Here is a 25,780-nt window from a genome sequence, read left to right as displayed (position 1 = left end):
ATGACGCATGACCGCGACAGCCACAAGCAACTACATCGGGGAGGCAATGCGGGCGACGTCCGCGCTGGCTCCCCCGTCCCTTGCGGATAACCCCGGCCTCCTTGCCTGGAACCTGTTCGTCATGACTGCGGCGTTTTGCCTCGGCCTCATGATGGCGGGCAGGCAAGCGCGTCGCCTATGGGCGGCGAGGAGCATCGACCATCCCACCGACCCGGTATCGATTTACCGGATCATCATCTTCCTTGCCGGATGCGCGATCGCCAGCCGGGGCGGTGCCGAAGCGGTCAGTCTGTGGTCGTGGAGCTCGGGAGATGTTGCGACGATCGAGCGCATCGCAGAACTGAAGCGCTGGCTCGATCCGCTGTCGATCGCCTGCGGGTTCACCTGGATGGGATTGCATATGCTCGCTGAGCCGATGATCGAGCATCAGCTGCGCAAGGCCCCGCTCCCCGTCGATATGTGGTCGAGGTGGCCCCAGCTACGCCGACCAGTTTTAGTCCTTGTCGTGAGTCTGCTGATGGCGACCGCTGCTGTCGGACTGCGGTAATGCGAGAGGGGGCTATCGCTGCGGTACCGAGCGTAACGGTACCGGTCATCTGGTCTGTCCTTGGCTACTCTTTCCCGGCTGGGTCTATGATCGTTGGGCTACTCGCCTGCTTCATGGTTCGGCTGTTCATCACTCTTGACGCACCTGGTCCTAAGCGCTGGATCCTCGACGGCATCGTTACCGGCCTTGCGATGCTCATCACCGCGGTCTGGATCGTCGAGCACCAGGTCGATTTGTTCGCGGCCCTCGGTACGGGGGGCGGTGCTGGCGCGGTTGGCGCGGGCATCATCACCTTCTTCAAGCGGCGCGGTCAGAGCGCGATCGACGCCCTCGATGCTGCGCTACCGGGCAAGCCTGCGGTCCCGGCAGATATGACTGCGACCCTGCGAGGGCTCAACAAGCTGCCGTAACGGCCCGCCCCTGGCGAAATCCAGGAACGAGCCGACCAGCGCATGTTGGGGTTACACCGGCCAGCTAGTTACGAGCACACCATCGTTACGGCTTCACGACGGTAACGGCCCGCCTCGATAGCCAAGAGAACACGAGGCGGGCCGACCGGGACACGTTGGAGAGACCCCCGGCACCGGTCTGAACGCCCGCAGGCCAAATCAGGTCACATCGAAAGGAATATATATGGCGACGGCATCAAAGCCGGCGACCGCCCCTGCGCGCCCTGCGCACGGGCTGGCGTCTCCGGACAAATTCTTCGCGTCGTTTCGCCCGCTGTTCGGGACGATGACGAAGGCGCAGGTCGACGGCATTGAGGCGAAGCTGGCCGCGTTCGCTGCGCAGGGCTCGCCCCTGGCTTATGTCGCGTACGGACTCGCGACCTCGTTCCATGAAACCGGCGCTAAGATGCAGCCGATTCCAGAGATCGGCCGCGGCAGAGGCAAGGCGTATGGCAAGCCGGGCAAGCATGGAGGGCAGATCGCCTACGGACGGGGCGATGTCCAGCTAACCCACGACTACAATTACGAGACTGCAGACGACGAGCTCGGGCTGAAGGGCGCGCTGACGTCGAACTATGATCGAGCGCTGGAGACCGAGATCTCCGCGCAGATCATGGTGCTGGGCATGACGGAGGGCTGGTTCACCGGGAAGCGGTTTGCCAGCTACCTCCCGGCGAAGGGGCCAGCGACGACGGTGCAGTTCACCTCGGCACGTCGCATCATCAACGGGATCGATCGTGCGGAGAAGGTTGCCGGGTACGCTATGTCGTTCCAGGCAGGGCTCGTTGCTGGCGGCTGGGCCTGACTTTTTGGTCGTAGACGCGCAATCTCAAATTGATTTGTCTTATTAATCGAGCCAAGGGGATCGAGCCTGTTTCAGGCATCCCCATCTAACTCCGGCCGGGTAACACCGGCCATTTTTTTGCCTACCGTCAGGGCATCGTCAGCGCCTGCCGCGCTGCCACAGCCATTTCTCGGAAGGCAGTTTTCCAGGTAGCGCCTGCATCTTCCCATGGGGTTCGATCTTCAACGCGGTCCATTCGGCTCTCCCACATATACGCCGCGACGTGCTCGATCACCGCGTCTTCGTCGTTGCTCGTACAGAGCCGGCATCGTCCCGCCATATCGAATCCTTGCAAGTTTGTTCCCGTTGCGTTCCATAAGCAGATGCACCGGCAAACGCGAATCACAGTCGACTTGGCGGTCCAGATCCTGCGGGATACGCTGGCGGAAACGTCGAACGGTCGCGTCGACACTGTTCCGGTGCGTTTGGCACTGCGATGCCTATGGACACACTGCCCTGAGCGCTGGCCTCTCGTGATGTTCTGGGAGGGCGCGCAGCAGGATAATCAGATAGGACGAAGCCAGAGCGTGACCGCCTCGTTCAACGGGATCATCCGCCAACTGAGACGATCCGGCGCCTACTCCGAGACAAGTACGTAATTACTGAAGAGGAGCGTCGACGATCGCGTCTACCGCTGAGGCAATCCGGCGCCAGTCTTCTACAGCCATGTTATCGTCGATGACATCGCCCAGCTGCGAGATGATGTACTTCGCGGTCAGTGTGCCATGCTCGGCAACAATCGCCCCGGCCTTCACCCATATATCTCGGTCGCTCATCATATGTCGAGGTTGCGTCCAGCGATCTTGGCAAGCAACGCGTTGGCGACCATGTCATTCGCCCGCCCCGTTGTCTGCTGGTATGCCCGAAGCAGTTCGGCGTCTGCCATCTCGCTAGGCTTTGATGTCGGTTCGTCCATTTGCGAAGCCTATGCGCGGTCGACCGATTCGGGCAACCGCTCAGCCGGCCTTCATGTTCGACGACGCATTGTTGAACGTCTTGTTGAGGCTGCTACCCAAGCCCTGCATTGCAGCGATCGCAGCAACAGCGATAAGCGCGGCGATTAGGCCGTACTCGATGGCGGTGGCCCCGCGGGAGTTCCTAAGAAGTGCAGTGATATAGTGGCGCATATTCGTTCCTTCCTTGGCGGGAGTGGACGACAAGTGTTAAAATCGGATTTGCGCGGATTGCTCCTATCTCCCTCGCAGCGGTTTGGTACGGAATGAGATGGACGAACTCACCACCTCGCGGCCGTTACGAGCGGCCTTTGCTCAGGAGTTCGGCACGCTCAGCATGCTCGGCGAGTTCGTCTAGCTTCGCAGCTGACGCCAATAACGAGGCCTTCTTTTTAGCCAGCGGCTCCTCTTCCGCAGCTGCGCGATCAACGGCCGCACGGTTGCGAAAATCCTGGCTCACTATGCTCATACTGGAGGGCTACCTTTTCAGATTATCTCGACGGGCTATGTAGTGCGCATGGACGAGCTCACCACCTCCATCGTCGGCATAGACTTCCCGAACGAGGATAAGTCGAAGAGTAACAGGCGCATGGAGTGCATGCTCTGCGCCCCGGGTGACGTCGTTGAGCTACGCCTCGAGCCGAAGAACCCGTTCGACGCGAACGCCGTTGCCATCTTCAGCGATCGCGGCACGCAGCTGGGCTACGTCAGCGCCGAGCGTGCACCCCTAATCGGCAAGAGGATGAAGGAAGACGACGCGACCGCGGTCTTTCAGGCGATGCACGGCAGCGGGGCCTATATCAGGATCAGGTTCGGAGGCGGGTTACCTACCCTGCCCGACCCGGTCCCTGATGTTCCGAAGCCCCAGCCTCCCCGCCAGATGCGGCCAGCTCAGCGACCGGTGTACGATCCCCACGCCTTCTACCCTGACGAGGAGGGGCCAGAATGGGGAGCATGAGCGATTTAGATCGGGCGCTTCAGAAGGAGTACTTGCACCTTTCGGCAGTCTGGGACGACTTTGACCGTCGTATCCTGACGATCAAAGGTTGGACTTCTGTAGGCAGCATCGCGGCAATGTTCGCATGGGCATCGAAGGCAGAGGCGAGCATGGGTTTCGCAGTCGGGCTCGCTCTGCTGATCATATCGATGTGGGTTCTAGAAGCTCAGTGGAAGGTGTTCCAGCACTCGAACGGGCCGCGGATCGACGCCCTGGAAGCTCATTTTGCGGGCACAGATGTAGTTAGGCATCCGTTCCAAAGTCATCTCAAATCCCGACGGATCCAGGAGGGGTGGGGACCGGGAGCGCTTCTCAAGTGGTTTTGGAAGCCGTTCGTTTGGATTCCCTACCTCCCCCTTTTGATAATGATCCTACTGACGATCTACGTTCGGTAATGAGGAAGACCGCGAGTTCGGCGGTTAGCAGCCGTAATAAGTCTCTTCTTCGTAAAGGGTCGGCGTGCCGTTCTTGAAGAACGTCCCATCACAGAACCGGATCGATTGCCCAGAGATCTGAGTATAACTTTCGTCCGTATACCAGACGACCCGCGACTCCTGCTTCTTCCCCTGTGCTTGAACGGGCGCGGTAACCCCGACGGCACAAAACGCTGCAAGGGCGGCTGCCGTCAGAACTTTATTGAACATGACTATCTCCCGAGTCGTGAGAGCGACATGAGAACTTTCTTACAAAGCGCTGTCAACCTCGTCAGCTCTACCATCGTACGATTTGCCTATTGCCTACCTTTCATCAGGGTGAGGAGGACCCTGCGTTCGGCGCCTGGCCGACCGCAGCATGCTGCTGCAACCGTGCTGACCCGCACGCCGCAAGCAGTCGGTCTGAAAACAAAGAGGCTGCGTCGATATCAAGCGTGGCGACGATACCGGGTGCCTCGACCAGCACCCTCCCCTCGAAAGCTGTGATCTCGAACTCATTCGGTCTCAGTACGTCAGACATTCTGTTTCTCCCGTTGCCGGGGAACGGTCATCGACCCGAAACGGTCCCGCATGATGTTAAGACGGCGTAGTATGTTTGACAGCGGGTGCTGATCGCAACGGGTCATGTTCCGTAAAGGTCGCAGAACTATTTTAGCCGCATGACCAAGACACCGGAGCAGATGCGCCAACAGGCACAGGAATACCGTGACCTTCACTCGCACATGACAGGAACCGTGCTGAGCGAGGCGATTGAGCAGGTTGCTCTTGCGCTCGACCGGTCCGCTGACGCCCTCGAGGCGGAACTAGCTGGCACTGCCTAACTGGCTTCGCTGCGATCAGCATTGCGATGCGCAGTGGGTCGGGCCAAGCTGAAGTATCAATCGCCCGGAGAGCTTGAATGTCCGATTTCTCGTGGACCCAGACCTGCACGATGCACGATCCCTCGCGTGACGTAGGCATCAAGACGACCCTGAACGCCGTTCCTGCTGCTTATAAAGCGCTGTCGGCATCGGATAAGACCCGAGCTTCTGTGACGATCGATGACCCGATTGACCTTGGTGATGGCCGCGGCAACGTCACTGAGATCGAAGGCGACGCCCTCAACCGGCTTTCCGACCTGTTCAGGCGATACCAGGCATCACTAGCACGGTAATTGAGGCGGCCGGGGCGGCATTTGCTCGAGGTGAGTCCATCTTCCGGCCGCGATCCCCACGCGTTCTATCCTGATGAGGAGGGTCCGGAGTGGGGTGCCTAATTACGGGTAATTACGACCATCCCAGGTAGTGAGCGATGCCGTCTCCCCCTACTCCGACAAGCAATGCGCCCGCCCCGCCCAATATATAGGAGAAAGGCGCGCGCTCGTACCAGGGCGGTCGCGTCTGACGTATCGCTTCGGCTACGAGGCGAATGATTGCTGCATCGTCTAATGTGACGACATCCATGCCATTGACCGTGATGCTCATGACGAACGATTGTCCTACGATCGCCGGGATCGCAACCGCGTTCTATCCTGATGAGGAAAGGCCGGAGTATGCCGCCTAGTCTGATATTCCGCGCCGCAACGCACAGCTGAGAATTTTGACCTAGCAAGGGACGGTTGGGCGCCGCAGCCTCAGCTGAGACGCCCCGCCTCATGATATCGTCTAGTTAGCTAAAAGAGTTGTGGGAAACGAAAGAGTCCGCTCCGCCTTGAATTGAGCGGCATCGATCGGCCCCCCATTCTCACATACAGCGCGCTCGACCTGATAACATTGAGCACGCGAGCTGTAGCCGAGCCCTTGCCATTTATCGCCGGCGCATGTCGTAACGGCATAATACTGGCATCCCTTCTCGTACTGAGCGGTGGCAGCCGTACTTTGGATGGATGTTAGCGCAACGGTAGCAAAAATTGCCGCTGCGGTCCGACTTGAACGCTTGTTCATCATCTTCACACTCCCATGCCAACGAGTCGTTGGTAGGTCATTCTTGTTGTCTAATTCGCGCTTGGCAAGGCCGACGGACTAAACCCAGAAATTCGCTGCAAGACGAGTGCGGTACGTCTGACCAGTGGGCGAATAACCCAACGCTGACGGGCTTGTTTTATGCGGCTGCTCAACTTTCCGGAACCCCGAACCCATTCCGACAAATGAAGCCACCCCTCGGTAGGGTAGCATGGTACGGATGCGGAATATGTCGGAGACGGCATTGAAAACATTGGAAAAACGGCTGACTCTTAATCAGCGGGTCCTTGGTTCGAGCCCAAGTGCGTCCACCATTTTCTTATAGCGCTAGATACTGGCACCGATTGGTCGCATCGGCGAGTGGCCTGCGTCAGGCAACTTCCGCAGAGCGGCGCGTCGCGCTATCGGTTGGCATGGCGCGTGTCCAGAAGTTGAAGGTGTACCGGACCGTAGCGGGTTTCTACGATGCGTATGTCGCTGCGCCGAGTCAGAAGGCGGCACTGGAGGCGTGGGGTAGCGACCGCGACTTGTTCGCGCGGGGCATTGCCGAGCAGGTCACAGATCCCGCGTTGATGGCGGAACCACTGGTCTCCCCTGGTACGGTCGTGAAGCATTCGCGTGGGACGACCGCTGAACAGATTGCGGCGCTGCCCGAACAGCGGGCGCCTGCCGCGCCGCGCGATGCCGATGCCGATGCCGATCCGAAACCTGCCGCGAAACCTCAGGCTAAACCCAAGCCGCGGCCGAAACGCGACGAGCTTGATGCGGCTGAGGAGGCTTTGACGTCGTTACAAGCAGATTTTGACCGGAAGAAGAAAGATCTCGCCGAACGCGAGGCTGCGCTTGCGCGGGATCGTCGCGCTTTGGAGCAGGTTCGGTCCTCCAGCATCGAGGCTGCGAAGGACGCGCTGCGCGGGCAAAAGCAGGCGTATGAGGAAGCCGTGCGTCGGTGGCGCGCGTCCCAAGAGTGACACCTGCTCTCGGATATCGGGCGAAGGGCGTCGGTAGTTCCGTATGTTCCGTCCGGGGGACGCCCTAGGGGGCGAATGTCCTTGTCGGGTCGACGTCGCTACCGCGATGCCGGTTCACGCTTCAGAGGTCTTGTGTAGAGCGCGCGCATTGCCGCCTCCATCTTCTCACGGTCGACGCGAAGTACGACGGTCTGCGCGCGTTCGCCGAGATGTGGGCGGTATGCGTCGTGCCACGACAGGGTATCGCCGTATCCGGCGGTCTGGCTCGTGTCGAAATCGATGTAGAGCGTCTCGGCGCGCGTGACGATGGCCGGCTCCAGCCAGGCCATCGCCGCGATCTCGTCCCACATCGGAAACCCCGGTTCGAGCCCGGTCTGTAGTGCATCGGTGAGCGCCGTGCGGGCCGGCTTGAGGCTGTCGAGGAAACCCCGCGTCCACTGCGTGCCCGTCGACGGGTCGATCGGGACCATCGTCACCTTCGGCCACGCGCCGTGCGCCATGATCCGTGCGGCTTCGGGATCCCAGCGGATGTTGAACTCGCGCCGGGGCGTATTGACGAACTCGCGCGCGAACTCTGCGGCGGCGGGCGTGTCGAGACACTGCTGCGGATTGAGGCTGCCGCCCATGTAGACGAGTTCCTTCACGTTCGCGGCGAAGCTCGGGTCGAGGCTTTGCGCGAGCGCGATGTTGGTCATCGGACCGGTGGCGAACAGCGTGATCTGGTGCGGGTGCGCGCGGACCATGCGGACGAGGAACGCGGCGGCGATCTCGCCGGACGGCTTGGTGACGGGATCGCCGATCGGCAGGCTGGGCACGACCGAAGGCGACGGTGTCCCGGGGGTGGACTGGCCCGCGCCGGCGGACGCGGGCTCCGTCCAAGGTCCCTTGAACTCGAGCCGCCCGTAGAGCCCCTCCCACCGCTCGGTCGCAGCCTCGCTGTTCACCAGCGGATAGGTTGCGCCCGGCACCACCGGTACGTCGGTCCGCCCGAGGATTTCGACGGTCCGCAACGCATAGGCCGTAGCGGTATCGCGCCAGACCGAACCACTGGTCGTGGTGATCCCCAGTACCTCGACGCCCGGTGCCTGGAGCAGCAACGCGGGCGCGCCGTTCAGACCGACGACATCGTCATCGATCAGGACGAGCCGCTTGGCTGGCGCTCCCTTCGCCGCGATGGCGACGGGCATCGCGAAAGCCAGCAGACCGAGGCCGACCGTAGAGAAGAAACGAAAGGCCATCGCGCAATTCACTGCCTGACCGGCTAGCCCGTCGCCTCATGTAAAGGCCGCGCGGAACCGACCGGTCACGCTCTCCGATCAGATCAGCACCTTGTCCAGCGTGATCGGCAGGTCGCGCACGCGCTTGCCGGTGGCGTTGTAGATCGCGTTCGCCACCGCCGCGGCAACGCCGGTGATGCCGATCTCGCCCACGCCGTGCGCGCCCATCGGCGTGTGCGGGTCGGCGATGTCGGTCCAGATCACGTCGATCTCAGGCACGTCGAGGTGCACGGGCACGTGATATTCGGCGAGGCTCGGGTTCATGATGCGGCCATTGCGCTCGTCGAACTGCGTCTCCTCCATCAGTGCCATGCCGAGGCCCATGACGATCCCGCCGCGGAACTGGCTGCGCGCGGTCTTGGGATTGAGGATACGCCCGCAATCGAATGCGCCCAGGAAGCGGCTGACGCGCGTCTCGCCGGTGACCGCGTTGACGCGGACCTCGCAGAACAGCGCGCTGTGCGAATGCATCGACCAGTGCATCAGTTCGAGCGGCTGCGACGCTTCTTCGCTGACGACGACGCTCTCGCGCTGCGCCCGTTCGAGGATCGAGACATAGCTCTCGCGGCGGGTCGGATCGTCGAGCTTGGTCAGTCCGCCATCCTCGCTGCCGACCTCGTCGGGCGACAGGCCTGCGAGTGGCGAATCATTGCCCGCGAGCTTCAGCAGTTCGGCGACCAGCGCATGATGCGCGGCGATCACGGCGGCGCCGATCGCCGCGGTCTGCTGCGATCCACCGGCCAGGATCGCGCCGGGAATGATCGAATCGCCATAGCCGACCGACACCCGGTCCAGCGGTAGCCCGAGGCGATCGGCGGCGACCATCGCGGTCGTCGTGGACGTCCCCATGCCCATCTCATGCGCGGCGATCTCGACAAGGGCATGCCCGTCACGACTCAGCGTGATCCGTGCGGCAGCGCCTGGCATACGGTAATAGGGATAGGTCCCGGTCGCGCAGCCCATGCCGATCAGCCACTCGCCGTCGCGACGTGTTCCCGGCTCAGCACGACGGTCGCTCCAGCCGAACCGCTCAGCACCACTCCGCCACGCCTGGACGATGTGGCGTGACGAGAATGGCAAGCCCGTGGTCGGATCCCTGTCCGGCTCGTTGCGGATGCGTAGCGCGATCGGGTCCATGTCGAGTTCGACCGCCAGCTCGTCGATCGCCGACTCCAGTGCGAACGTGCCGACCGCCTCGCCGGGTGCGCGCATGAAGGTGTTGGCGAGCATGTTCATCGTGACCGTCTCGACGGACAGCTTGAAGCTGTCCGCCGCATAGCCGCCGCGCGTGCCGAGGATGAACGGTTCGGGCATGTTGTTGTGCGGGGTCATCGCGGCGATGCCGGTGTGGACCAGCGCCTTGAAGCGACCATCCGCGTCCGCGCCGATCGCGACCCGCTGCTCGGTCAGCGTACGGCCGCCGACGACGCGGTACACGCCCTCGCGCGACAGAGCGATGCGGACCGGGCGCCCAGCGAGCTTGGCCGCCGCGGCGCCGAGGATCTGATGATCCCACAGGCATTTCCCACCGAACCCGCCGCCGACGAACGGCGATGTGACGCGCACCTGTGCCGCCTTTAAGTCGAACACGTCGGCGATCGTCTGCGCCTCTGCGGTGACGAGCTGCGTCGCGTCGTGGACGACCAATTCGTCGCCGATCCACGCGATCGTCGCGGCATGCGGCTCGATCGCGTTGTGATTGTGACGCGGCGTGCGATAGACCTGATCGACCTTGTGCGGCGCCGCTGCCAGCATCGCATCCGCGTCGCCGATCTCGTTGAGCAACGGCTGGCCCATGAACAGGCCCTGCTTGGGTCCTTCAGCCTTGGCTGCAGCGAGCGACGTCGTCGAAGGCTCGGCCGCGTAGGTCGCGACGATCAGCGACTTGGCATGATCGGCCTGCTCCTGCGTCTCGGCGAGCACGACCGCGATCGGCTGGCCGTTCCAGTGAACGCGGTCGTCCTGCATGACCGGCAGGTCCGCCGGTCCCGCCGCTGTGGGGGAAGAGCCGAACACCGCGGGCGGGTTCATCCGGGGCGCGTTCAGGTGCGTCATCACTACCACGACGCCCGGCGCAGCCTCCGCAGCCGCGGTATCGATCGCCGCGATCCGCCCGCGCGGAATCGTGGCATAGGCGAGCGCAGCGTAGACCATGTTCTCCAGCGGAAACTCGGCCGCGAAGGTTGCCGCACCGCGCACCTTGAGCGGGCCATCGAGCCGCGAGACCGACGTACCGATCAGCCCGTGCTGCTGGCGGATCAGCGGATCGGGCACGCCGCCCGGAACCCAGCTGTCGGGAGCGAGCGGCACCAGCTTGCTTATTGCGCCCTGGACCAGGCCCTGCGCGGTTTCCCTGACCGTATCGACGATGCTCATGCTGCTGCTCCGGCAAGGTCGCCAAGGACGGCGACGAGGGTGCGCTTGGTCAGTGCGATCTTGAAACCGTTGTCGCGCAGCGGCACGGCGTCCGCCATCTCGGCGACGGCAGCGGCGAGGAACGCCTCCTCGGTCGCGGGGCCGCCTCGCAAGGCCGCCTCAGCCTTCGACGCGCGCCACGGCTTGTGCGCGACCCCGCCGAGCGCGATCCGTACGTCCTTGATGACGCCGCCATCGATCTCCAGCGCGGCTGCGATCGAGACCAGCGCGAAGGCGTAACTCGCCCGGTCGCGCACCTTGCGATAGGTCGAGTTGGCCGCGAAATTCAGCGGCGGCAGTTCGATCGCGGTGATGAGTTCGCCCGGCTCGAGCACGGTATCGAACTCGGGATGATCGCCCGGCAGCCGATGAAGCTCGGTGAAGGGCAAGGTCCGTGCCCCACCCCGCCCGTGCAGATGTACGGTCGCATCGAGTGCAGCGAGCGCCACGCACATGTCCGACGGGTGCGTCGCGACGCACGCCGACGACGCGCCGAGAATGGCGTGTCCCCGCGTGAAACCCTCGATCGCGTCGCAGCCCGACCCCGGCGCGCGCTTGTTGCAGCGCGATCCGTCGGTGTCGTAGAAATAGGTGCACCGGGTCCGCTGGAGCAGGTTGCCGCCGACCGTCGCCATGTTCCGGATCTGTGCCGACGCTCCCGCCAGGATCGCGCGCGACAGTACCGGATAGCGCGTCCGCACCGCCAGATGCTCGGCCAGCGCGGTGTTGCGGACCGCCGCGCCGATCATCAGCCCACCGCCCTCGGTCTCCTCGATCTCGTTCGACAGTCCGGTCACGTCGACCAGCGCGCTTGGCTTGGCGACAGTCTCGCGGATCAGGTCGACCAAATTGGTGCCGCCGCCGAGATAGGCCGTCGCATTCGCCTGCCCGAGCCGGAGCGCGTCGGCCGCGTCTTCGGCCCGTGCATAGGTGAAGGGGGTCATGCCGCCATCTCCGCTGCCACGGTTTCGCGGATCGCGTCGATGATCCCGTTGTGCGCGCCGCAGCGGCACAGATTGCCGCTCATCCGCTCCTGCAATTCCTCGCGGGTCAGCGTCACGTCGGCGGTGAGATCGGCGCTGACATGGCTCGGCACGCCGCGCTTCGCCTCCGCCGCCATGCCGACCGCCGAACAGATCTGGCCGGGCGTGCAATAGCCGCACTGGAAGCCGTCGTGATCGATGAACGCCTGCTGCAACGGATGCAGCGCATCGCCGTCGGCCAGCCCCTCAATCGTCGTTACCTTGCGCCCGTCATACTGCACCGCGAGCGCGAGGCAGGACACGATCCGCTCGCCATCGACGAGCACGGTACAGGCGCCGCACGCGCCCTGGTTGCAGCCCTTCTTGGTACCGGCCAGATGCAGCCCCTCGCGCAACAGATCGAGCAGCGAGACACGGGGATCGTCGGGCAGCGCCACCGCTGACCCGTTGATAAGTATCGACATCGCCACTCTCCTGTTGAGCCGGCGGTGTCGTTGCAACCGCCGAGTCCGTATTTCAGTACCGAGCGGTATAGTCGCGCCCGGCGGGGTCTGCCAAGCGCCTGGCGGTGCGATCGTGAAGATAGATCGATGCCCTCTTGCCGCCGCGTCGCGCATCGGCGAGCATCACGCATCAAAGGGGGAGAATGTGATGATCAAGGCATGGATGATCGGGCTGACGGCAATCGTCGCGGCACCGGTAATGGCGCAGGGCAAGCCGTCGACCACGACCTATGTCCAGGCGGGCACTGTGCTCGACCGGCCCGGCCAGGCACCGCGCGGCAACACCACGATCATCGTCCGCGACGGGAAGATCGTCGAGCTGCGCGATGGCTTCGTCACGCCGGAACAGGGGGCAAGGCTGATCGACCTGCGTACCGCGTTCGTACTGCCCGGGATGGTCGACATGCACGTCCATCTCTGGGGCATCGGCGGCGATCCGATGCGCGCGCGGCTGGAAGCGCTCAACCGCGATCGGTTCGACGACGAGATGACCGCGGTTGCCAACGCCCGCACGACGCTGGCGGCAGGCTTCACCTCGGTTCGCGACCTGGGCGGCGATCCGCGCGGTATCCGGGCGCTGCGCGATGCGATCGATGCCGGTACCGTCGAAGGGCCGAGCATCACCAATGCCGGCGAGATGATCTCGGTGACGGGCGGGCACGGCGACGGCGGCAACGGGCTGGCGGAGGAGTTCGCGGACATGGTGCACGCGAAAGAAATGAACCTGTGCGACGGCCCCGACGATTGCCGCCGCGCCGTGCGCGCGCAGGTCGCGTTGGGCGCGCGAGTCATCAAGTTCGCGGCGACCGGCGGCGTGCTGTCGAACGTCAGCGGCGGCCTCGGCCGTGCGATGACGCCGGAGGAGATGCGCGCGATCATCGAGACTGCGCATGCGCTCGGCCGCAAGGTCGCTGCGCACAGCCATGCCGCCGAGGGCACGAAGGCCGCGCTGGAAGCCGGTGTGGACTCGATCGAGCACGGCACGTTCCTCGACGACGAGACGATCCGGCTGTTCAAGACCAAGGGCGCCTATCTGGTGCCGACCGAGATCGCACCCGTCGCGGCACTGGCCCAGGCACGCGGCGGTGCATTGCCGCCGGCGACGATCGTCAAGGCCGAGGCGGCGGCCGCGGCGATGGCGGCCAGCCACCGCCGCGCCTATGCTGCGGGGGTCAAGGTCGCGTTCGGCACCGATACCGGCGTGTCGACGCACGGCGACAACGCCACCGAGTTCGCGCTGATGGTCAGGAACGGGCTCACCCCGACCCAGGCGATCGCCGCCGCCACGGTGGGGGCCGCAGACCTGCTCGGGCGCGACGACATCGGCACGCTCGCACCTGGCAAGACCGCGGACATCATCGCCGTTGCGGGGTCTCCGCTGCAGGACGTCACGCGGCTGGAACACGTCGAGTTCGTCATGCACCGTGGGACGGTCGCCAAGACGCCTGCGACCGGCATCTGATTGGCCGCCGCTCAGCGCGCGCTCAGCCGATTAGCATGCGCGCGCCGAGAGCGGCGAACAGCGCTGGCGGCATCACCACCGCGCCGACCTTCAGGAATCGCCAGAAGCCGACGTCCTCGCCCTCGCGGCGGATCGCGGTCAGCCAGAGGATGGTGGCTAGCGAGCCGGTGATCGACAGGTTCGGGCCGAGATCGACGCCGATCAGCAGGCCGTCGGTGACGATCTGCGGAACGTGGGCCTGTTGCAACGTGGTGCTGGCGATCAGTCCAGCCGGAAGGTTGTTCATCAGGTTCGAACCGAATGCCAGGATCGTCCCCGCAACGCCTGCGGTCGTCGACGGCGATTGCGCCGCACCCGCCGCAAGCCAGCGCGCCAGCATCGTGATAACGCCGGTGCTCGCCAGTGCCTCGACAAGCACGAACAGGCCCGCGATCAGCGGCAGCACCGCCCAGGATACCGAGCCTAGCGTCGTAAACGGCGACTTGCGCTCCCCGATGCAGATCGCGGCCATCGTCGCGATACCAGCAAGGCAGGTCGGCAGTCCTAACTCATACCCCTGCGCCGACGCGGCGATCAGCAGAACTGCGGTCGCGACGATCCCGCCGAGCGCGATCTTGCCGCCACGCGGCAGCGTGCCGGTCTCGACGACTGTCTCGCACTGCCCGGTAAGCCGCTCGCGCTCGACCCAGCGCAGCATGAGGAAGGTAACGCCGATCGACACCAACGACGGCAGCGCGAACGACGCCATCCACGCCCCGAGCGACGGCATTTCGCCACCGTACAGCACGAGGTTCGCCGGGTTGGAGATCGGCAGCACGAAGCTCGCCGCATTGGCGATCAGCGCGCAGGCGAACAGCATCGGCAGCGGGTCGGCCTTCGCCTTCTTCGCCGCGGCGTAGACGGCGGGGGTCAGCACCACTGCGGTCGCGTCGTTCGAGAGGAAGGTCGTGACGACGATGCCGACGCCGAAAACCAGCGCGAACAGGCGGCTGGTCGATCCCTTTGCAAGCCGCACCGCGTGCTCGGCGACCCAGTCGAACAGCCCCTGCTCGCGGGCGACCTCGGATAGCAGCATCATGCCGATCAGGAACAAATAGACGTCGCCACCCTTCAGCACCGCCGCCCATGCAGCAGCGGGCGACATCAGCCCGAACACGAGCAGCACCGCAGCGCCCGCGACCGCCCAAACCGCTTCGGGCAGCTTGAACGGACGCGTGATAACGCCGAACGTCGCGACGAAGCAGATCGCCCAGATCGCGTAGGTGTGGAGCGTCATGCCGCGGGCATCCGCGAGTTGAGACGCGGGACCATCGTCATCGTTGCCGTATTCACCAATCGAGTCCGTTCTTGTTCGGGCCGCGTTGCGCGCCGTCGATACCACGATCGAGCCAAGCACCGATCGCGTTCACGTCGCGGCCTAGCGCTACGGGAGGATTGCGCTTCGGTCGTGGTCCTGTGTTGCGGACGAGGATCTCGATCCGGTCCTCGGTCCCGTCACAACGGACGGCGAGACGGTGGAGGCCATCGGCTATGCCGTCGACCGAGGCGTTCCAGAGCGAGGGCACTCCGTCGACGCGCGTAATCTGGATGGCTTGGCCGTCATCGACGTGCAGCGATACTGTATCTGCGGCGCCGAATATCTTCGCGCGGACCGTGAAGGCGCTGCCGGGCACGTTGTCGGCGCGCGCTGGGTCGGTGATCAGGCGGCGGTCGGCGGGGCTGGTGATCTGGACGAGCGGCCAGGGATCGTCGATCGCCTGGAACCGCCAGCTCGGCACGCCGTCGTCGAGCGTGACGATCGAGAAACCAGGTGCGCCCTCCTCGATCTGGCCGGTCGAGCGGGTCGCGCCGTAGATCACGCGGCCGTCGTTGAGCAGCTCGTTGTTATGCGTGTGCCCGGTGTCGACGAACGCGACGCGGTGCGCGGCGAACAGCCCGGCGATACCGTCGGGATCATCGCGCAGGTCGCCGGGATAGGCATGCATGAACACCGCGACCGGTTCGCCAGCCACCGCAGCGGTGCTCAGTTCGCGTTCTATCCAGGCACGCTGGGCCGGGTCGATCCGGAAGTCGGGACCGCCCTTCCCCGCCGAGACGATATCGAGGAACAGGCAGCGATAACCCGCGATCGTCTCTGCATAGGGCGCCATCTTCGCGGTGATCGCGCGAATCGCGGTCAGGTCGCCGGGTTCGAAATCATGATCGCCTGCCAGCACGTGCCACGGCAGCGACAGCCCCGTCATCGCGTCCGCAATCCGCGCATATTGGTCGTCGGTACCGTGATTGGCATTGTCGCCGGGCAACAGTGCGAAGTCGACCGCGTCGCCCAGATGGGCCTCGGCGCTAGCGATCAGCGTGCGAAACCGAGACAGTCCTTCATACCCATCGGCCTCGTCGACATGCAGATCGCCAAAGTGAATCCAGGTCAGGCATCCTGTCATTAAAGCTCTTTCAAGTCGTGTGGCAGATGATCCGCCGATGCAGCCCATAGCGAGGCTAAGGGTTCATCGTTCCGTGACAATAACTTCATGATTTGAGACTTAACGGGCTCGTTCAGTTTCGGTTTAGCTTTTGACTTCACTGGATAATATCAGGCCGAACAATATTTCCGCGGCGTGGAAACTTTGCCCGGTGCCGCAGCTTTAGCGATCCGACGGCGCGCAGGTTTCCCGCAGGGCACCGCGTTCGACTACACCGATATTCAGGGAATTCTCATGGCCACGACGGACACGGCATCCGCCAACAGCGGCAAGGCCAAGGGCGGGTCGGACGCTACATCCGCACCCAAGAAGACGCTCGACGCGCTGAACTTCTTCCTTGCCGACGTTCGCGATGGGCTCGGGCCGTACCTCGCCATCTACCTAGTCGCAGTGCGTGGGCCTGCGCATGGCTGGAACGAAGCGACGGTGGGGATGATCCTGACGATCGCCGGGATTGTCGGCCTGATCTCGCAGACGCCCGCGGGCGGCCTCATCGATCGCAGCCGGAACAAGCCGCGGATCGTGATGATCGCCGCGCTGCTCGTGACGCTCAGCAGCGTCTCGTTGCCGATCGTCAGCGGGTTCACAGCCGTCGCGGTAACCCAGTCGATCGCAGCGGTCGCTGGTGCTGTATTCGCGCCGGCGATCTCCGCCATCACGCTGGGGCTGGTCGGCCCGAAACTGTTCGCCAAGCGCGTCGGTCGCAACGAGGCGTTCAACCACGCGGGCAACGCCGTGTCGGCGGCGCTGGCTGGCGTGCTCGCGTGGAGGTTCGGACCGGTCGTCGTCTTCTACCTGATGGGCGCGCTGACGGTTGCGAGCATCGTGACCGCGTCGCGGATCAAGAACGACGACATCGACAACGCGGTCGCGCGCGGTCTCGATTGCGAGCCGGAGGACGATTGCGAGGAGCCGAGCGGGTGGAAGGCGCTGGTCGAGAACAAGCCGCTGATGATCTTCGCGGCGACGGCGTTCCTGTTCCATCTCGCCAACGCGGCGATGCTGACGTCGGTCAGCCAGTTGCTCGCGCGCACCGTCGGCAAGGACCAGGCGACGTCGCTGACCGCCGCGTGCATCGTCGCGGCGCAGCTTGTGATGGTACCGGTCGCAATCGTGGTCGGCCGCAACACCGAGAAATGGGGCACCAAGCCGCTGTTCCTCGTCGCCTTCGGGTTCCTCGCAGCGCGCGGCGCTTTGTATACCGTGTCGGACAACCCGTGGTGGCTGGTCGGCGTGCAGGCACTGGACGGCATCGGCGCGGGCATCTTCGGCGCGCTGTTCCCGGTCGTGATCGCCGACCTGACCAAGGGGACAGGGCGCTTCAACGTCAGCCAGGGCGCGGTGGCGAGTGCGCAGGGCCTGGGTGCGGCCTTGTCCGCGACACTGGCCGGCGCGATCATCGTCTGGGCGGGCTACAGCGTGAGCTTCCTGACCCTGGCCGTCGTGGCTGGCGCTGGATTCATGCTCTATTTCTTCGCGATGCCCGAGACGAAGCAGAAGGCGGGGTAAGCCCCCTTCGCCTCACCGGTCGACGGCGATGGTCGGTAAATACCGCGGCGCCGACCGGGCCTTGGCACGCTGTTCATAGGCATAGCCGGCACGCAGCACGGTCTGATCGGCGTACTTTGTGGCGATGAACGACAGGCCGACCGGCAACCCCCGCACGAGACCCATCGGTACGGTCAGATGCGGATAACCGGCGACCGCGGGCAACGTCGCGGCGGAGGGTCCAGCGTAGGTATCGCCGTAGACTGGGTCGCTCAGCCATGCCGCATCATAGGTCGGCTCGACTAGGATCTGCGCACCCGCCGCACGCAGCATCGCGTCGATTCCTTGCGCGCCCGCCAGCCGAAGCGATGTCGCGCGCGCGGCCTTGTACGCGGGATCGTCGAGCCCCTTGGTCTTGTCCGCATCCTCGAACAATTCCTGCGCGAAGAACGGCATCTCGGTCGCGGCGTTCGCGCGGTTGAAGTTGATCACCGCGCCCAGCGTCTTCGTCTGTACTGCCGCTGGCGTGGTCGCGAGATAGGTGTTCAGGTCCGCCTTGAGTTCGGTTTTTAGGACCATCAGTTCCGCTTCGCCCAGTCCGTCGAGCTTCGGCGTCTTTACCTCGACCAGCACGGCACCCGCTGCGCGCAGCACGTTCAGCGCCGCCGCGTAGCGACTGGTTAGATCCGCGGACATGCCGTCGGGCCGGACGACGCCGACCCGCATGCCGGACAACGCGCTGGCTGAGAGTCCCGCGGCATAATCCCTGGTCACCGCCGCCGCCGTCACGCGGTCCGCGGGATCCGCACCGACCATGCCCGACAACAGGAGCGCGACGTCGGTGACGCTGCGCGCCATCGGCCCCGGCGTATCCTGGCTGTGGCTGATCGGCACGACATGCGTACGACTGACCAGACCGATCGAAGGCTTGAACCCGACCAGACCGTTCAGCGACGACGGGCACACGACCGAACCGTCGGTCTCGGTACCGATTGCCGCCGCGGCGAAACTCGCGGCGACCGCTGCTCCCGATCCCGACGAAGACCCACACGCGGTCCGATCCAGCGCATAGGGGTTGCGCACCAGCCCGCCGACCGCGCTCCAACCGCTCATCGAATGGGTCGAGCGGATGTTCGCCCATTCCGACAAGTTGGTCTTGCCGAGGATCACCGCACCCGCGCGGCGCAGATAGGCGACCAGCGGCGCGTCCCGGCGCGTCATGTTGTCGCGCAATGCGAGGCTGCCCGCGGTCGTCGGCAGCAGATCCGCGGTCTCGATATTGTCCTTTATGAGGATCGGAATGCCGTGCAGCGGACCGCGCACATGCCCCGCCTTGCGTTCGGCATCGAGCGCCTTGGCCTGCGCGATCGCATCGGGATTGACCGCGAGGACGCTGTGCAGCGCCGGTCCCTTGCGATCCATCGCGGCGATCCGCGCGAGATAGGCCCGGGTGATGTCGACGCTGCCCGCCGCGCCGTCGTTCATCAGCGTCCTCAACCGATCGAGCGACACTTCTTCGACGACCACCGTCTTGGCGAGAACGGGCGTGGCGGCGCAGGCAAGCAGTACCGCAGTGATGAGACGACGCATGAGACCCCCGTAGACAATGTCGCAGGATGGTCCCGAGCCGTGCACCGATGCAAGCGGCATCTGCTCGACGCGTATCCCGCTGACGGCAGGCGATAAACTGCCGCCAGCGGGATGCCCGGTCAGGCTGCGACTAGGCCCGGCGCATAGTCCATCGCTTCCAGATCGGCGATCAATCCCGGACCGGTCGGGTTCCAGTCGAGTTGCGCGCGCGTCCAGTCGCTGGAGGCGAGCATGTCGAGCGAGGCGAACATCCCGAACCAGCCGAAATGATCGTTCGCCTGCTCCTGGGTCAACGATAGCGTGGGCAGGCCCAACCCTGCCGCAACCACCTCGGCGATCGCCCGGGCGCTGACGCCCTCCTCCGCAACGGCATTGTACCGCGCGCCCTTCTCGCCCTTGTCGAGGACGAGCGCGTAGAGTTTCGCCACGTCCAGCACGTGCGCAGCGGGCCAGCGATTGGCGCCGTCACCGACATAGGCGACCACGCCCTTCTCGCGCGCGATATCGATGTAGGGCGTGATCAGCCCCTGCTTGACGGTATCGTGGACCTGCGGGAGCCGCATGACACGGACGTCAAGGCCTGCCTCCAACAGCGCCTGCCCCGCCTTTTCCGACGCGATCCGCGGGTTGGGATAATCGGGATTGAACGCGGACTCGAGCGCAGGCTTGCCCGGGCCGGTATCGCCGATCCCGGTACCCGACGTGATGATCAAGGGACGATCGCTCCCCTTGAGCACATCCCCCATCGCGCCGATCACGCGGCGGTCCTTTTCGCAGTTCGCGACGAAGTTGGTGAACTCGTGGTCGAACGCCGTGTGGATCACCGCATCGGCCTGCTCCGCTCCGCTGCGCAGGCTGTCGAGATCGACGAGATCACCGCGATGTACGTCGGCGCCAGCCTCTACCAGCGACCGCGCGCCGGCATCCGACCGGGTAAGACCCAAGACCTCATGTCCGGCGCTCAGCAGTTCCGGCACGATACGCGACCCGATGAAGCCCGTCGCACCCGTCAAAAATACACGCATCCAAACTCTCCGATATTGTCCGGAGGAAGACTTGGGCGTACTTCAACACCTGTAAAAGTAGTGACCTTATCATGGTATAATCTTCAACAGGATGTCGATGTCTATCGAGACTGACAATGCGCTCGGCACGTTCCTGCGCGATCGCCGGGCACGCATGGACGCCGCGGCGTTCGGGTTCAGTGGCGGCCGGCGCCGGACGCCCGGCCTGCGCCGCGAGGAAGTCGCCCAGCGCGCTAACATCTCGGCGACCTGGTACACCTGGCTCGAACAGGGCCGCGGTGGCGCGCCGTCGGCCGACGTCCTCAACCGCATCGCCGGCGGCCTGATGCTGACCGAGCCGGAGCGCGAGCACCTGTTCGTCCTCGGTCTCGGCCATCCGCCCGAAGCGACCTATCGCGCCTCCGACGAAGTCACACCCCGGCTTCAGCGCGTACTGGATGCGCTCGAATTCAGCCCGGCGATCGTTAAGACGCCGACCTGGGACGTGGTCGCGTGGAACGCGGCGGCGGCGACGCTGCTGACGGACTATGCGACGTTGCCCCGCGACCAGCGCAACATCCTGCGCCTGATGTTCACCAATGCGAGCATCAAGGCAGCGCAGGAGGACTGGCTCAACGTCGCCCGCTATGTCGTCGGTACGTTTCGCGCAGATGCCGCGCGTGCTGGCGCGGGCGCGGAGATCAGCCAACTGGTCGAGGAACTGTCGCGGCTCAGTCCCGAGTTCGACGCATTGTGGCGCGACAACAACGTTGCCCGGCATGCTGACGGCCTGAAGCGGCTTCACCACCCGGTACACGGCCTGCTCGAGCTCGAATTCTCGGCGTTTGCGGTCGACGGTCGGCCGGACCTCGGGATGATCGTCTACAATCCGGCAACCCCGGAAACGGCGCGGCGTATCCGGTCGTTGATGGCGCCGACCGCCTGAGCCTTTCGCGCGCGGATCGGCAGCCGCTTCTTTATTTCGACGTGCCGTCCGAACTTCTGTCGGCGCTTCCCCAGCCCGCCGCCTTGCGCAACACGCGCGACAGTTGCTCGACCGAATACGGCTTGTGGAGCAGTTCGAACCCGTGCGTGCCGTCCTGCGCGAGGATATTGCTGTATCCCGACGTCAGCACGACCGGCAGGCTCGGATGATCGGCGCGGATCGCCTTGCCGAGTTCGATGCCGTTCATCCCCGGCATCACCACGTCCGAGAACACGATATCGAAGCGCGAGGCATCCTTGCCCAGCTCCGCCAGAGCCTCCTGCGCATTGGCCGCCCACACCGTCACATAGCCAAGCTCGGCCAGCGACTGCGTGGTGAACGTCCCGACTTCCCTGTTATCCTCGACGACCAGCACACAGGTTCCGTGACCGTCGGCCAGCGTCTGGACGGTGTCGTCCTCGACGGGACGGTCGCTCTCGTCGACTTGCGGCAGATACAAGGTGAAGGTCGCGCCCTCGCCCGGCGGGCTTTCGACCACGATGTCGCCCTCGGACTGTTTGGCGAACCCGAACACCTGGCTGAGACCGAGACCGGTGCCCTGCCCGACGCCCTTGGTCGTGAAGAACGGCTCGAAGATCCGCTCCAGTTTCTCGGGTTCGATGCCGGTACCGCTGTCGGTCATCGAGATCGCGACATAGCGCCCCGGCACGGCCGGGTGCGAGCGAACGGCGGGGATGAACGACGCCGACCGCACCGCGATCAGGATATGGCCCGCGCCGTCCATCGCGTCGCGCGCGTTGACCGCCATGTTCACGAGTGCGGTATCGAGCTGGCTCGGATCGACGTTGGTGAACAGCGGCGTCTCGGGCACGTCGATGTCGATGACGATTCGCGAGCCCGTCAACGTGCCCAGCATATCGGCGATGACGCGCAGGCTATGCCCGACGTCGATCACCTCGGGCTGGAGCGCCTGTCGCCGCGCGAAGGCGAGCAGCTGCCCCGTCAGTTTCGCGGCACGATCGGCGGTATCGGAGATCGCGTCGATATAGCGTTCGCGCCGTTCCGCGCTGAGGTCCGGACGCTTCAGCAGGTCGGTCGCCGAGCGAATGACGGTCAACAGGTTGTTGAAATCATGCGCGACGCCGCCGGTGAGCTGGCCGACCGCTTCCATCTTCTGCGATTGGCGCAGCGCGTCCTCGGCATGCTGGAGCTCGCCGGTCCGCGCCGCGACCTGCTGTTCGAGCGACGCGGCCAGAGCTGCAAGCTCCTGCTCCGTGCGCCGCCGCTCGGTTGCGATCCGGGTGCGCTCGGCCACTTCGCGAACGAACGCCACCTCGTCCGCACGCCACTGCCGCGCACGGCCGCTGCCGAGGTAGAGCATCGCGACCAGCCGTCCGTTTTCCATGATCGGCATGTTGACGATCGCGCGCACGGAAATCGCCTCGAGCGCGGCGACCGTCGACCGCGTTCGCGGATCGGTGTGCGCGTCTTCGATACACACTTCGTCGCCATTTTTCAGATCGTCGATGTACGTTCCGAAGCTGCGTAGATCGAAGCTGCCGAAAAGGGGCGCGACGCGCGGCGCACTCCAGTCGCGCATGATCGTGAGCGTGTCGGCGTCGATCTCGCCATAGCCCGCTCGGTCCGCCCCAACCGTTTGGCCAATGATCCGCGCCGCCGCGAACGAGATATCATCCGGTTCGTCCGTGTCACGAAACACGTCGCCCAGTTCGACGAGCGCCGCGCGCATGATCTCGCTGCGACGCTGGTCGGTGATGTCGGTCGAGACGCCGGCGATCCGCAACGCCTCGCCCTCGGTGTTAAAGAAGGGCTGGCCGCGCGAGGCGAGCCAGCGCAGTTCTCCATCCCGGCGATAGATGCGGTAGATCACGTCATAGTCGGTGCCCTCCGCGACGCAGCGACGGACTTCGGCAACGCTTTTCGCTCTATCCTCGGGATGGATCGCCTCGAGCCGGTCCTCGTAGGTGAAGGGCTCGTGGCTAGGGCGGCCGAAGATTTCCTTGCACGTATCGGAGGCAGTCAGCTGCTTGCTGGCGATCTCCAGGCTCCAGGTTCCGAAGCGGGCAGCCTTCAGCGTGAAGGCCAGCTCGCGCTCCTGCTCCTGCTGCATCCGCAATCGGTCGGTCAGCTCGGCCAGAAGCGCGGCATTGCTCGATTCCAGGCCTTGCAGCCGTTCGCGCTCGAGCGTCACATCGACCTGGCTCGCGAAGAAATAGGCGAGCACGCCTTCGGTATCGTAGACCGGCGCCAGCAACAGGCGGTTCCAGAACAGCTCGCCGTCCTTGCGGTGGTTCTGGATGTCGATCTCGATCGGCCGGACCTGCCGCACCGCCTCGCGAATCTTGACAACGGTCGCGGGATCGGTTTCCGGCCCCTGCAGGAAGCGACAATTGTGGCCGAGTATCTCCGCCCGGCTATAGCCGCTCAACCGGCAGAACGCGTCGTTGGTGAAAACGACCGGATTGTCGGGCAACCGGGGATTGGTGATGATCATCGGCATCCGCGTGGCCCGCACGGCCGCGACGAACGGATCGGTGCCGACGTCCTGCGCGATAATCTCGGCCGCGATCCGCTCGGCATCCGCCGTCATTTTCGGGGCGCTTTCGACGGCGCTGTCGATGATATCAGTCAAAACAGTCTACTCATCGATGATCACCAATCCCGATATCTAGGGTAGCAACCAAATCATCGCAACGCCGACCATCAGATACTGAGCCAAATCAGCTGCATAGGTGGCAATCGAAATTCCGGTTTTACCTTTTCGACAGGGCTCGAAGCGAGGTTTGGCACGTTCGATCCGGTAGGGAATTCGAGAGGATGACATGCTTTTCAAATATTCGGCCGCAATCCTGGCTCTCTCGCTGGTCGCCGCGCCCGTCGCGGCACGGACGCCGCCGCCCGCCGGGATCTGGGCCAACCCGCACAACACCGTCCACGTGACTTTCAAGCGCTGTCGCGATGCGATCTGCGGGACGGTCGTGTGGGCGAGCCGCACTGCGATCGAGGACGCGCAGCGCGGCGGCGTCGACCAGCTCGTCGGCGAGGAACTGTTCCGCGATTTCGTCGAGGACGAGCCTGGGCGATGGAGCGGCGAGGTCTTCATTCCCGATGTCGGCCAGACCGTGTCCGGTACGATCACGCAGATCGATGCCCGCACGTTGGTCGGCGAAGGCTGCATGTTCGCAGGGTTCGGCTGCAAAACGCAGTCGTGGAAGCGCATCAAGTAGCGGATCGCAGCCGCTCGCGACCGGTGTAAAAAATTTCGCTCGGCAATCTTGACGACCTCGGACGCGAAATTATTTCCCCGGTCGCCGGACGCGTCGATCGGTCCGGCGACTGAGGGCACCGGCTTTACCGGTGCTCCTCGTGCTCAGATTGCTCATGAGGAGGATTTGGATATGAGGACGAACTTCGACTTTACGCCTTACCGTCGTTCCACGGTCGGTTTCGACCGGCTGTTCGACTTGCTGGAAGCGACCGCACGGACCGATACGGTCGATGGCTACCCGCCGTTCGATATCGAACGCGAGAGCGAGGACAGCTATCAGATCACGCTCGCCGTCGCCGGGTTTCGCCCCGACGACATCGAGATCGTCGCGCAGAACAACCAGTTGACGGTCAGCGGGCGCAAGCCCGACGAACGCGACGATGGCCGCTTCGTCCACCGCGGGATCGCCACCCGTGCGTTCGAGCGCCGCTTCCAGCTTGCCGACTTCGTGCAGGTCCAGAATGCGAGCTTCGACAACGGCCTGCTGCGCATCGCGCTGAAACGCGAAATTCCCGAGGCGATGAAGCCGCGCCGGATCGAGATCACCGGCGCCGCAGCCAATGATCGCAGCGGCGATCGTCTCGAAGACAAGCAGGCGGAACGCTCCGCTGCGTAACGGGAATGACGACTGCCAGCCCAAATGCTGGCAGTCGCTATTTTGTTCGGGCGCTATGTATTCAAGGCGCCCGGCTTAACGCGGCGGCGGCATCTGGACGTGAATATCGGCCGCCGAGGGCACGACATGGTTCGGTCGAGCGGTCATCCGCAGCCATCCGCCGCGGACCATGACGAGTGCTACGCCCGCGGCGATAACCGCCAGACCGAACTCGATCTTGCGGAGCGTATCGCGGTTGCGATCGTCGGTATTCCAGACCTTGTCCCAGTCGTCGTCGGATCGCTGATCGCGGTGTCCCACGACGAGGTTGGAATCGTAATCGGTTTCGTAATCCGTATGATCCGTCATGCGGGTCTCCTCTCCGAAGTCCGATCGACATAGTTCTTCGGCAGCGCGACCGTGGATCACGGTCCGCACTTGCAGCGAATTGGTGTTGCGTGGTTCGCGATAAGGTCGCCGGATATTCGATCGACCAGCCGCGGATTATTTATCGGTAGCGCAACGATCGAGTGCGCTTGGCGTCGTACGTCTTCGGTAACGCGAGTAACGGTATAGCGGCGGGAGCGATCATGCGCCCCCGCCGCGACACGCC

At 64.4% G+C, this 25,780-nt stretch carries 30 protein-coding genes; 13 read left to right on the top strand and 17 right to left on the bottom strand.

Going from position 1 to position 25,780, the window contains the following annotated elements:
* Nucleotides 1–7: 7 nt before the first annotated feature.
* From AC59GX_RS14605 to AC59GX_RS14595, 3 genes are all read left to right on the top strand, one after another.
* Nucleotides 8–547 (top strand): hypothetical protein, encoded by a 540-nt coding sequence (locus AC59GX_RS14605; RefSeq protein WP_426281192.1) that lies wholly within the window; start codon nucleotides 8–10, stop codon nucleotides 545–547.
* Between the two features lie 86 nt (nucleotides 548–633).
* Nucleotides 634–957, top strand: coding sequence for a hypothetical protein (locus AC59GX_RS14600; RefSeq protein ID WP_426281194.1), 324 nt, complete (start codon nucleotides 634–636; stop codon nucleotides 955–957).
* Nucleotides 958–1,180: 223 nt separating this feature from the next.
* Nucleotides 1,181–1,801 (top strand): hypothetical protein, encoded by a 621-nt coding sequence (locus tag AC59GX_RS14595; RefSeq protein ID WP_426281196.1) that lies wholly within the window; start codon nucleotides 1,181–1,183, stop codon nucleotides 1,799–1,801.
* Nucleotides 1,802–2,439: 638 nt separating this feature from the next.
* Here AC59GX_RS14595 and AC59GX_RS14590 read toward each other — a convergent pair.
* From AC59GX_RS14590 to AC59GX_RS14575, 4 genes are all read right to left on the bottom strand, one after another.
* Nucleotides 2,440–2,616, bottom strand: coding sequence for a hypothetical protein (locus AC59GX_RS14590; RefSeq protein WP_497301979.1), 177 nt, complete (start codon nucleotides 2,614–2,616; stop codon nucleotides 2,440–2,442).
* Nucleotides 2,616–2,756, bottom strand: coding sequence for a hypothetical protein (locus AC59GX_RS14585; RefSeq protein WP_426281199.1), 141 nt, complete (start codon nucleotides 2,754–2,756; stop codon nucleotides 2,616–2,618). The genes AC59GX_RS14590 and AC59GX_RS14585 overlap by 1 nt, the downstream gene beginning before the upstream one ends.
* 40 nt (nucleotides 2,757–2,796) lie before the next feature.
* Nucleotides 2,797–2,967 (bottom strand): Flp family type IVb pilin, encoded by a 171-nt coding sequence (locus tag AC59GX_RS14580; RefSeq protein ID WP_426281201.1) that lies wholly within the window; start codon nucleotides 2,965–2,967, stop codon nucleotides 2,797–2,799.
* A 124-nt stretch (nucleotides 2,968–3,091) separates the two neighbouring features.
* A complete protein-coding gene (locus tag AC59GX_RS14575) occupies nucleotides 3,092–3,262 on the bottom strand; it encodes a hypothetical protein (RefSeq protein WP_426281202.1) in 171 nt (56 codons plus the stop codon).
* 48 nt (nucleotides 3,263–3,310) lie between these two features.
* Here AC59GX_RS14575 and AC59GX_RS14570 point away from each other — a divergent pair, with 48 nt between their 5' ends.
* Together AC59GX_RS14570 and AC59GX_RS14565 are read left to right on the top strand one after the other, a co-directional pair.
* Nucleotides 3,311–3,751, top strand: coding sequence for an HIRAN domain-containing protein (locus AC59GX_RS14570; protein ID WP_426281203.1), 441 nt, complete (start codon nucleotides 3,311–3,313; stop codon nucleotides 3,749–3,751).
* Nucleotides 3,748–4,185, top strand: a complete 438-nt coding sequence (locus tag AC59GX_RS14565) for a hypothetical protein (protein ID WP_497301977.1) — start codon at nucleotides 3,748–3,750, stop codon at nucleotides 4,183–4,185. The genes AC59GX_RS14570 and AC59GX_RS14565 overlap by 4 nt, the downstream gene beginning before the upstream one ends.
* 24 nt (nucleotides 4,186–4,209) lie before the next feature.
* On the opposite strand, the gene AC59GX_RS14560 is transcribed toward AC59GX_RS14565, so the two are convergent.
* Nucleotides 4,210–4,434, bottom strand: coding sequence for a hypothetical protein (locus tag AC59GX_RS14560; RefSeq protein WP_497301975.1), 225 nt, complete (start codon nucleotides 4,432–4,434; stop codon nucleotides 4,210–4,212).
* 103 nt (nucleotides 4,435–4,537) lie between these two features.
* Nucleotides 4,538–4,744, bottom strand: a complete 207-nt coding sequence (locus tag AC59GX_RS14555) for a hypothetical protein (protein WP_497301974.1) — start codon at nucleotides 4,742–4,744, stop codon at nucleotides 4,538–4,540.
* Between the two features lie 139 nt (nucleotides 4,745–4,883).
* On the opposite strand from AC59GX_RS14555, the gene AC59GX_RS14550 reads away from it, so the two are divergent.
* Both AC59GX_RS14550 and AC59GX_RS14545 read left to right on the top strand, forming a co-directional pair.
* On the top strand, nucleotides 4,884–5,045 hold the full coding sequence (locus AC59GX_RS14550; RefSeq protein ID WP_426281208.1) for a hypothetical protein: 162 nt from the start codon (nucleotides 4,884–4,886) through the stop codon (nucleotides 5,043–5,045).
* A gap of 77 nt (nucleotides 5,046–5,122) precedes the next feature.
* Entirely contained in the window at nucleotides 5,123–5,377 is a 255-nt protein-coding gene (locus AC59GX_RS14545; protein WP_426281209.1) for a hypothetical protein, read from the top strand.
* 112 nt (nucleotides 5,378–5,489) lie between these two features.
* On the opposite strand, the gene AC59GX_RS14540 is transcribed toward AC59GX_RS14545, so the two are convergent.
* Nucleotides 5,490–5,687, bottom strand: a complete 198-nt coding sequence (locus tag AC59GX_RS14540; RefSeq protein ID WP_497301972.1) for a hypothetical protein — start codon at nucleotides 5,685–5,687, stop codon at nucleotides 5,490–5,492.
* Nucleotides 5,688–6,577: 890 nt separating this feature from the next.
* Here AC59GX_RS14540 and AC59GX_RS14535 point away from each other — a divergent pair.
* Nucleotides 6,578–7,135: a hypothetical protein gene (locus AC59GX_RS14535; RefSeq protein ID WP_497301970.1), complete on the top strand. Its 558-nt coding sequence runs from the start codon at nucleotides 6,578–6,580 to the stop codon at nucleotides 7,133–7,135.
* Between the two features lie 98 nt (nucleotides 7,136–7,233).
* Here the strand turns inward: AC59GX_RS14535 and AC59GX_RS14530 are convergent, their stop codons facing one another.
* The 4 genes from AC59GX_RS14530 to AC59GX_RS14515 form a co-directional block, all read right to left on the bottom strand.
* The gene (locus AC59GX_RS14530) at nucleotides 7,234–8,373 is read right to left on the bottom strand and encodes a nucleoside hydrolase (RefSeq protein ID WP_426281211.1); all 1,140 of its coding nucleotides are present in this window, start codon (nucleotides 8,371–8,373) and stop codon (nucleotides 7,234–7,236) included.
* 78 nt (nucleotides 8,374–8,451) lie between these two features.
* Nucleotides 8,452–10,788 carry a xanthine dehydrogenase family protein molybdopterin-binding subunit gene (locus tag AC59GX_RS14525; protein ID WP_497301968.1) on the bottom strand — a complete coding sequence of 779 codons (2,337 nt, stop codon included), beginning with the start codon at nucleotides 10,786–10,788 and terminating at the stop codon, nucleotides 8,452–8,454.
* On the bottom strand, nucleotides 10,785–11,771 hold the full coding sequence (locus AC59GX_RS14520; protein WP_426281214.1) for an FAD binding domain-containing protein: 987 nt from the start codon (nucleotides 11,769–11,771) through the stop codon (nucleotides 10,785–10,787). Before AC59GX_RS14520 ends, AC59GX_RS14525 begins: the two co-directional genes overlap by 4 nt.
* Nucleotides 11,768–12,274 (bottom strand): 2Fe-2S iron-sulfur cluster-binding protein, encoded by a 507-nt coding sequence (locus AC59GX_RS14515; protein ID WP_426281215.1) that lies wholly within the window; start codon nucleotides 12,272–12,274, stop codon nucleotides 11,768–11,770. The genes AC59GX_RS14520 and AC59GX_RS14515 overlap by 4 nt, the downstream gene beginning before the upstream one ends.
* Nucleotides 12,275–12,461: 187 nt before the next feature.
* On the opposite strand from AC59GX_RS14515, the gene AC59GX_RS14510 reads away from it, so the two are divergent.
* The gene (locus tag AC59GX_RS14510; RefSeq protein ID WP_497301966.1) at nucleotides 12,462–13,775 is read left to right on the top strand and encodes a metal-dependent hydrolase family protein; all 1,314 of its coding nucleotides are present in this window, start codon (nucleotides 12,462–12,464) and stop codon (nucleotides 13,773–13,775) included.
* Between the two features lie 22 nt (nucleotides 13,776–13,797).
* Here AC59GX_RS14510 and AC59GX_RS14505 read toward each other — a convergent pair whose 3' ends face one another.
* Entirely contained in the window at nucleotides 13,798–15,051 is a 1,254-nt protein-coding gene (locus tag AC59GX_RS14505) for an arsenic transporter (protein WP_497301964.1), read from the bottom strand.
* Nucleotides 15,052–15,103: 52 nt separating this feature from the next.
* Complete coding sequence (locus tag AC59GX_RS14500) at nucleotides 15,104–16,216, bottom strand: metallophosphoesterase family protein (RefSeq protein WP_497301962.1); 1,113 nt, start codon at nucleotides 16,214–16,216, stop codon at nucleotides 15,104–15,106.
* A gap of 273 nt (nucleotides 16,217–16,489) precedes the next feature.
* On the opposite strand from AC59GX_RS14500, the gene AC59GX_RS14495 reads away from it, so the two are divergent.
* Complete coding sequence (locus tag AC59GX_RS14495) at nucleotides 16,490–17,764, top strand: MFS transporter (protein ID WP_426281220.1); 1,275 nt, start codon at nucleotides 16,490–16,492, stop codon at nucleotides 17,762–17,764.
* Between the two features lie 12 nt (nucleotides 17,765–17,776).
* On the opposite strand, the gene AC59GX_RS14490 is transcribed toward AC59GX_RS14495, so the two are convergent.
* Both AC59GX_RS14490 and AC59GX_RS14485 read right to left on the bottom strand, forming a co-directional pair.
* On the bottom strand, nucleotides 17,777–19,333 hold the full coding sequence (locus AC59GX_RS14490) for an amidase (protein WP_497301961.1): 1,557 nt from the start codon (nucleotides 19,331–19,333) through the stop codon (nucleotides 17,777–17,779).
* Between the two features lie 119 nt (nucleotides 19,334–19,452).
* Complete coding sequence (locus AC59GX_RS14485; RefSeq protein WP_426281222.1) at nucleotides 19,453–20,358, bottom strand: SDR family oxidoreductase; 906 nt, start codon at nucleotides 20,356–20,358, stop codon at nucleotides 19,453–19,455.
* Between the two features lie 97 nt (nucleotides 20,359–20,455).
* On the opposite strand from AC59GX_RS14485, the gene AC59GX_RS14480 reads away from it, so the two are divergent.
* Nucleotides 20,456–21,283: a helix-turn-helix transcriptional regulator gene (locus AC59GX_RS14480; RefSeq protein WP_497301959.1), complete on the top strand. Its 828-nt coding sequence runs from the start codon at nucleotides 20,456–20,458 to the stop codon at nucleotides 21,281–21,283.
* A 31-nt stretch (nucleotides 21,284–21,314) separates the two neighbouring features.
* Here AC59GX_RS14480 and AC59GX_RS14475 read toward each other — a convergent pair whose 3' ends face one another.
* Nucleotides 21,315–23,936, bottom strand: a complete 2,622-nt coding sequence (locus tag AC59GX_RS14475; protein ID WP_497301957.1) for a PAS domain-containing protein — start codon at nucleotides 23,934–23,936, stop codon at nucleotides 21,315–21,317.
* 190 nt (nucleotides 23,937–24,126) lie between these two features.
* On the opposite strand from AC59GX_RS14475, the gene AC59GX_RS14470 reads away from it, so the two are divergent.
* Both AC59GX_RS14470 and AC59GX_RS14465 read left to right on the top strand, forming a co-directional pair.
* Nucleotides 24,127–24,531: a DUF2147 domain-containing protein gene (locus AC59GX_RS14470; protein ID WP_207897080.1), complete on the top strand. Its 405-nt coding sequence runs from the start codon at nucleotides 24,127–24,129 to the stop codon at nucleotides 24,529–24,531.
* 171 nt (nucleotides 24,532–24,702) lie between these two features.
* On the top strand, nucleotides 24,703–25,188 hold the full coding sequence (locus tag AC59GX_RS14465; protein ID WP_056489325.1) for an Hsp20 family protein: 486 nt from the start codon (nucleotides 24,703–24,705) through the stop codon (nucleotides 25,186–25,188).
* Nucleotides 25,189–25,263: 75 nt separating this feature from the next.
* Here AC59GX_RS14465 and AC59GX_RS14460 read toward each other — a convergent pair whose 3' ends face one another.
* Nucleotides 25,264–25,536: a hypothetical protein gene (locus AC59GX_RS14460; RefSeq protein ID WP_426281225.1), complete on the bottom strand. Its 273-nt coding sequence runs from the start codon at nucleotides 25,534–25,536 to the stop codon at nucleotides 25,264–25,266.
* Nucleotides 25,537–25,780 lie beyond the last annotated feature (244 nt).

Source organism: Sphingomonas sp. 320_CC, from assembly GCF_059691795.1.
The sequence above is the reverse complement of the archived record's forward strand: the minus strand, read 5'-3'. Positions and strand labels throughout refer to the sequence as shown.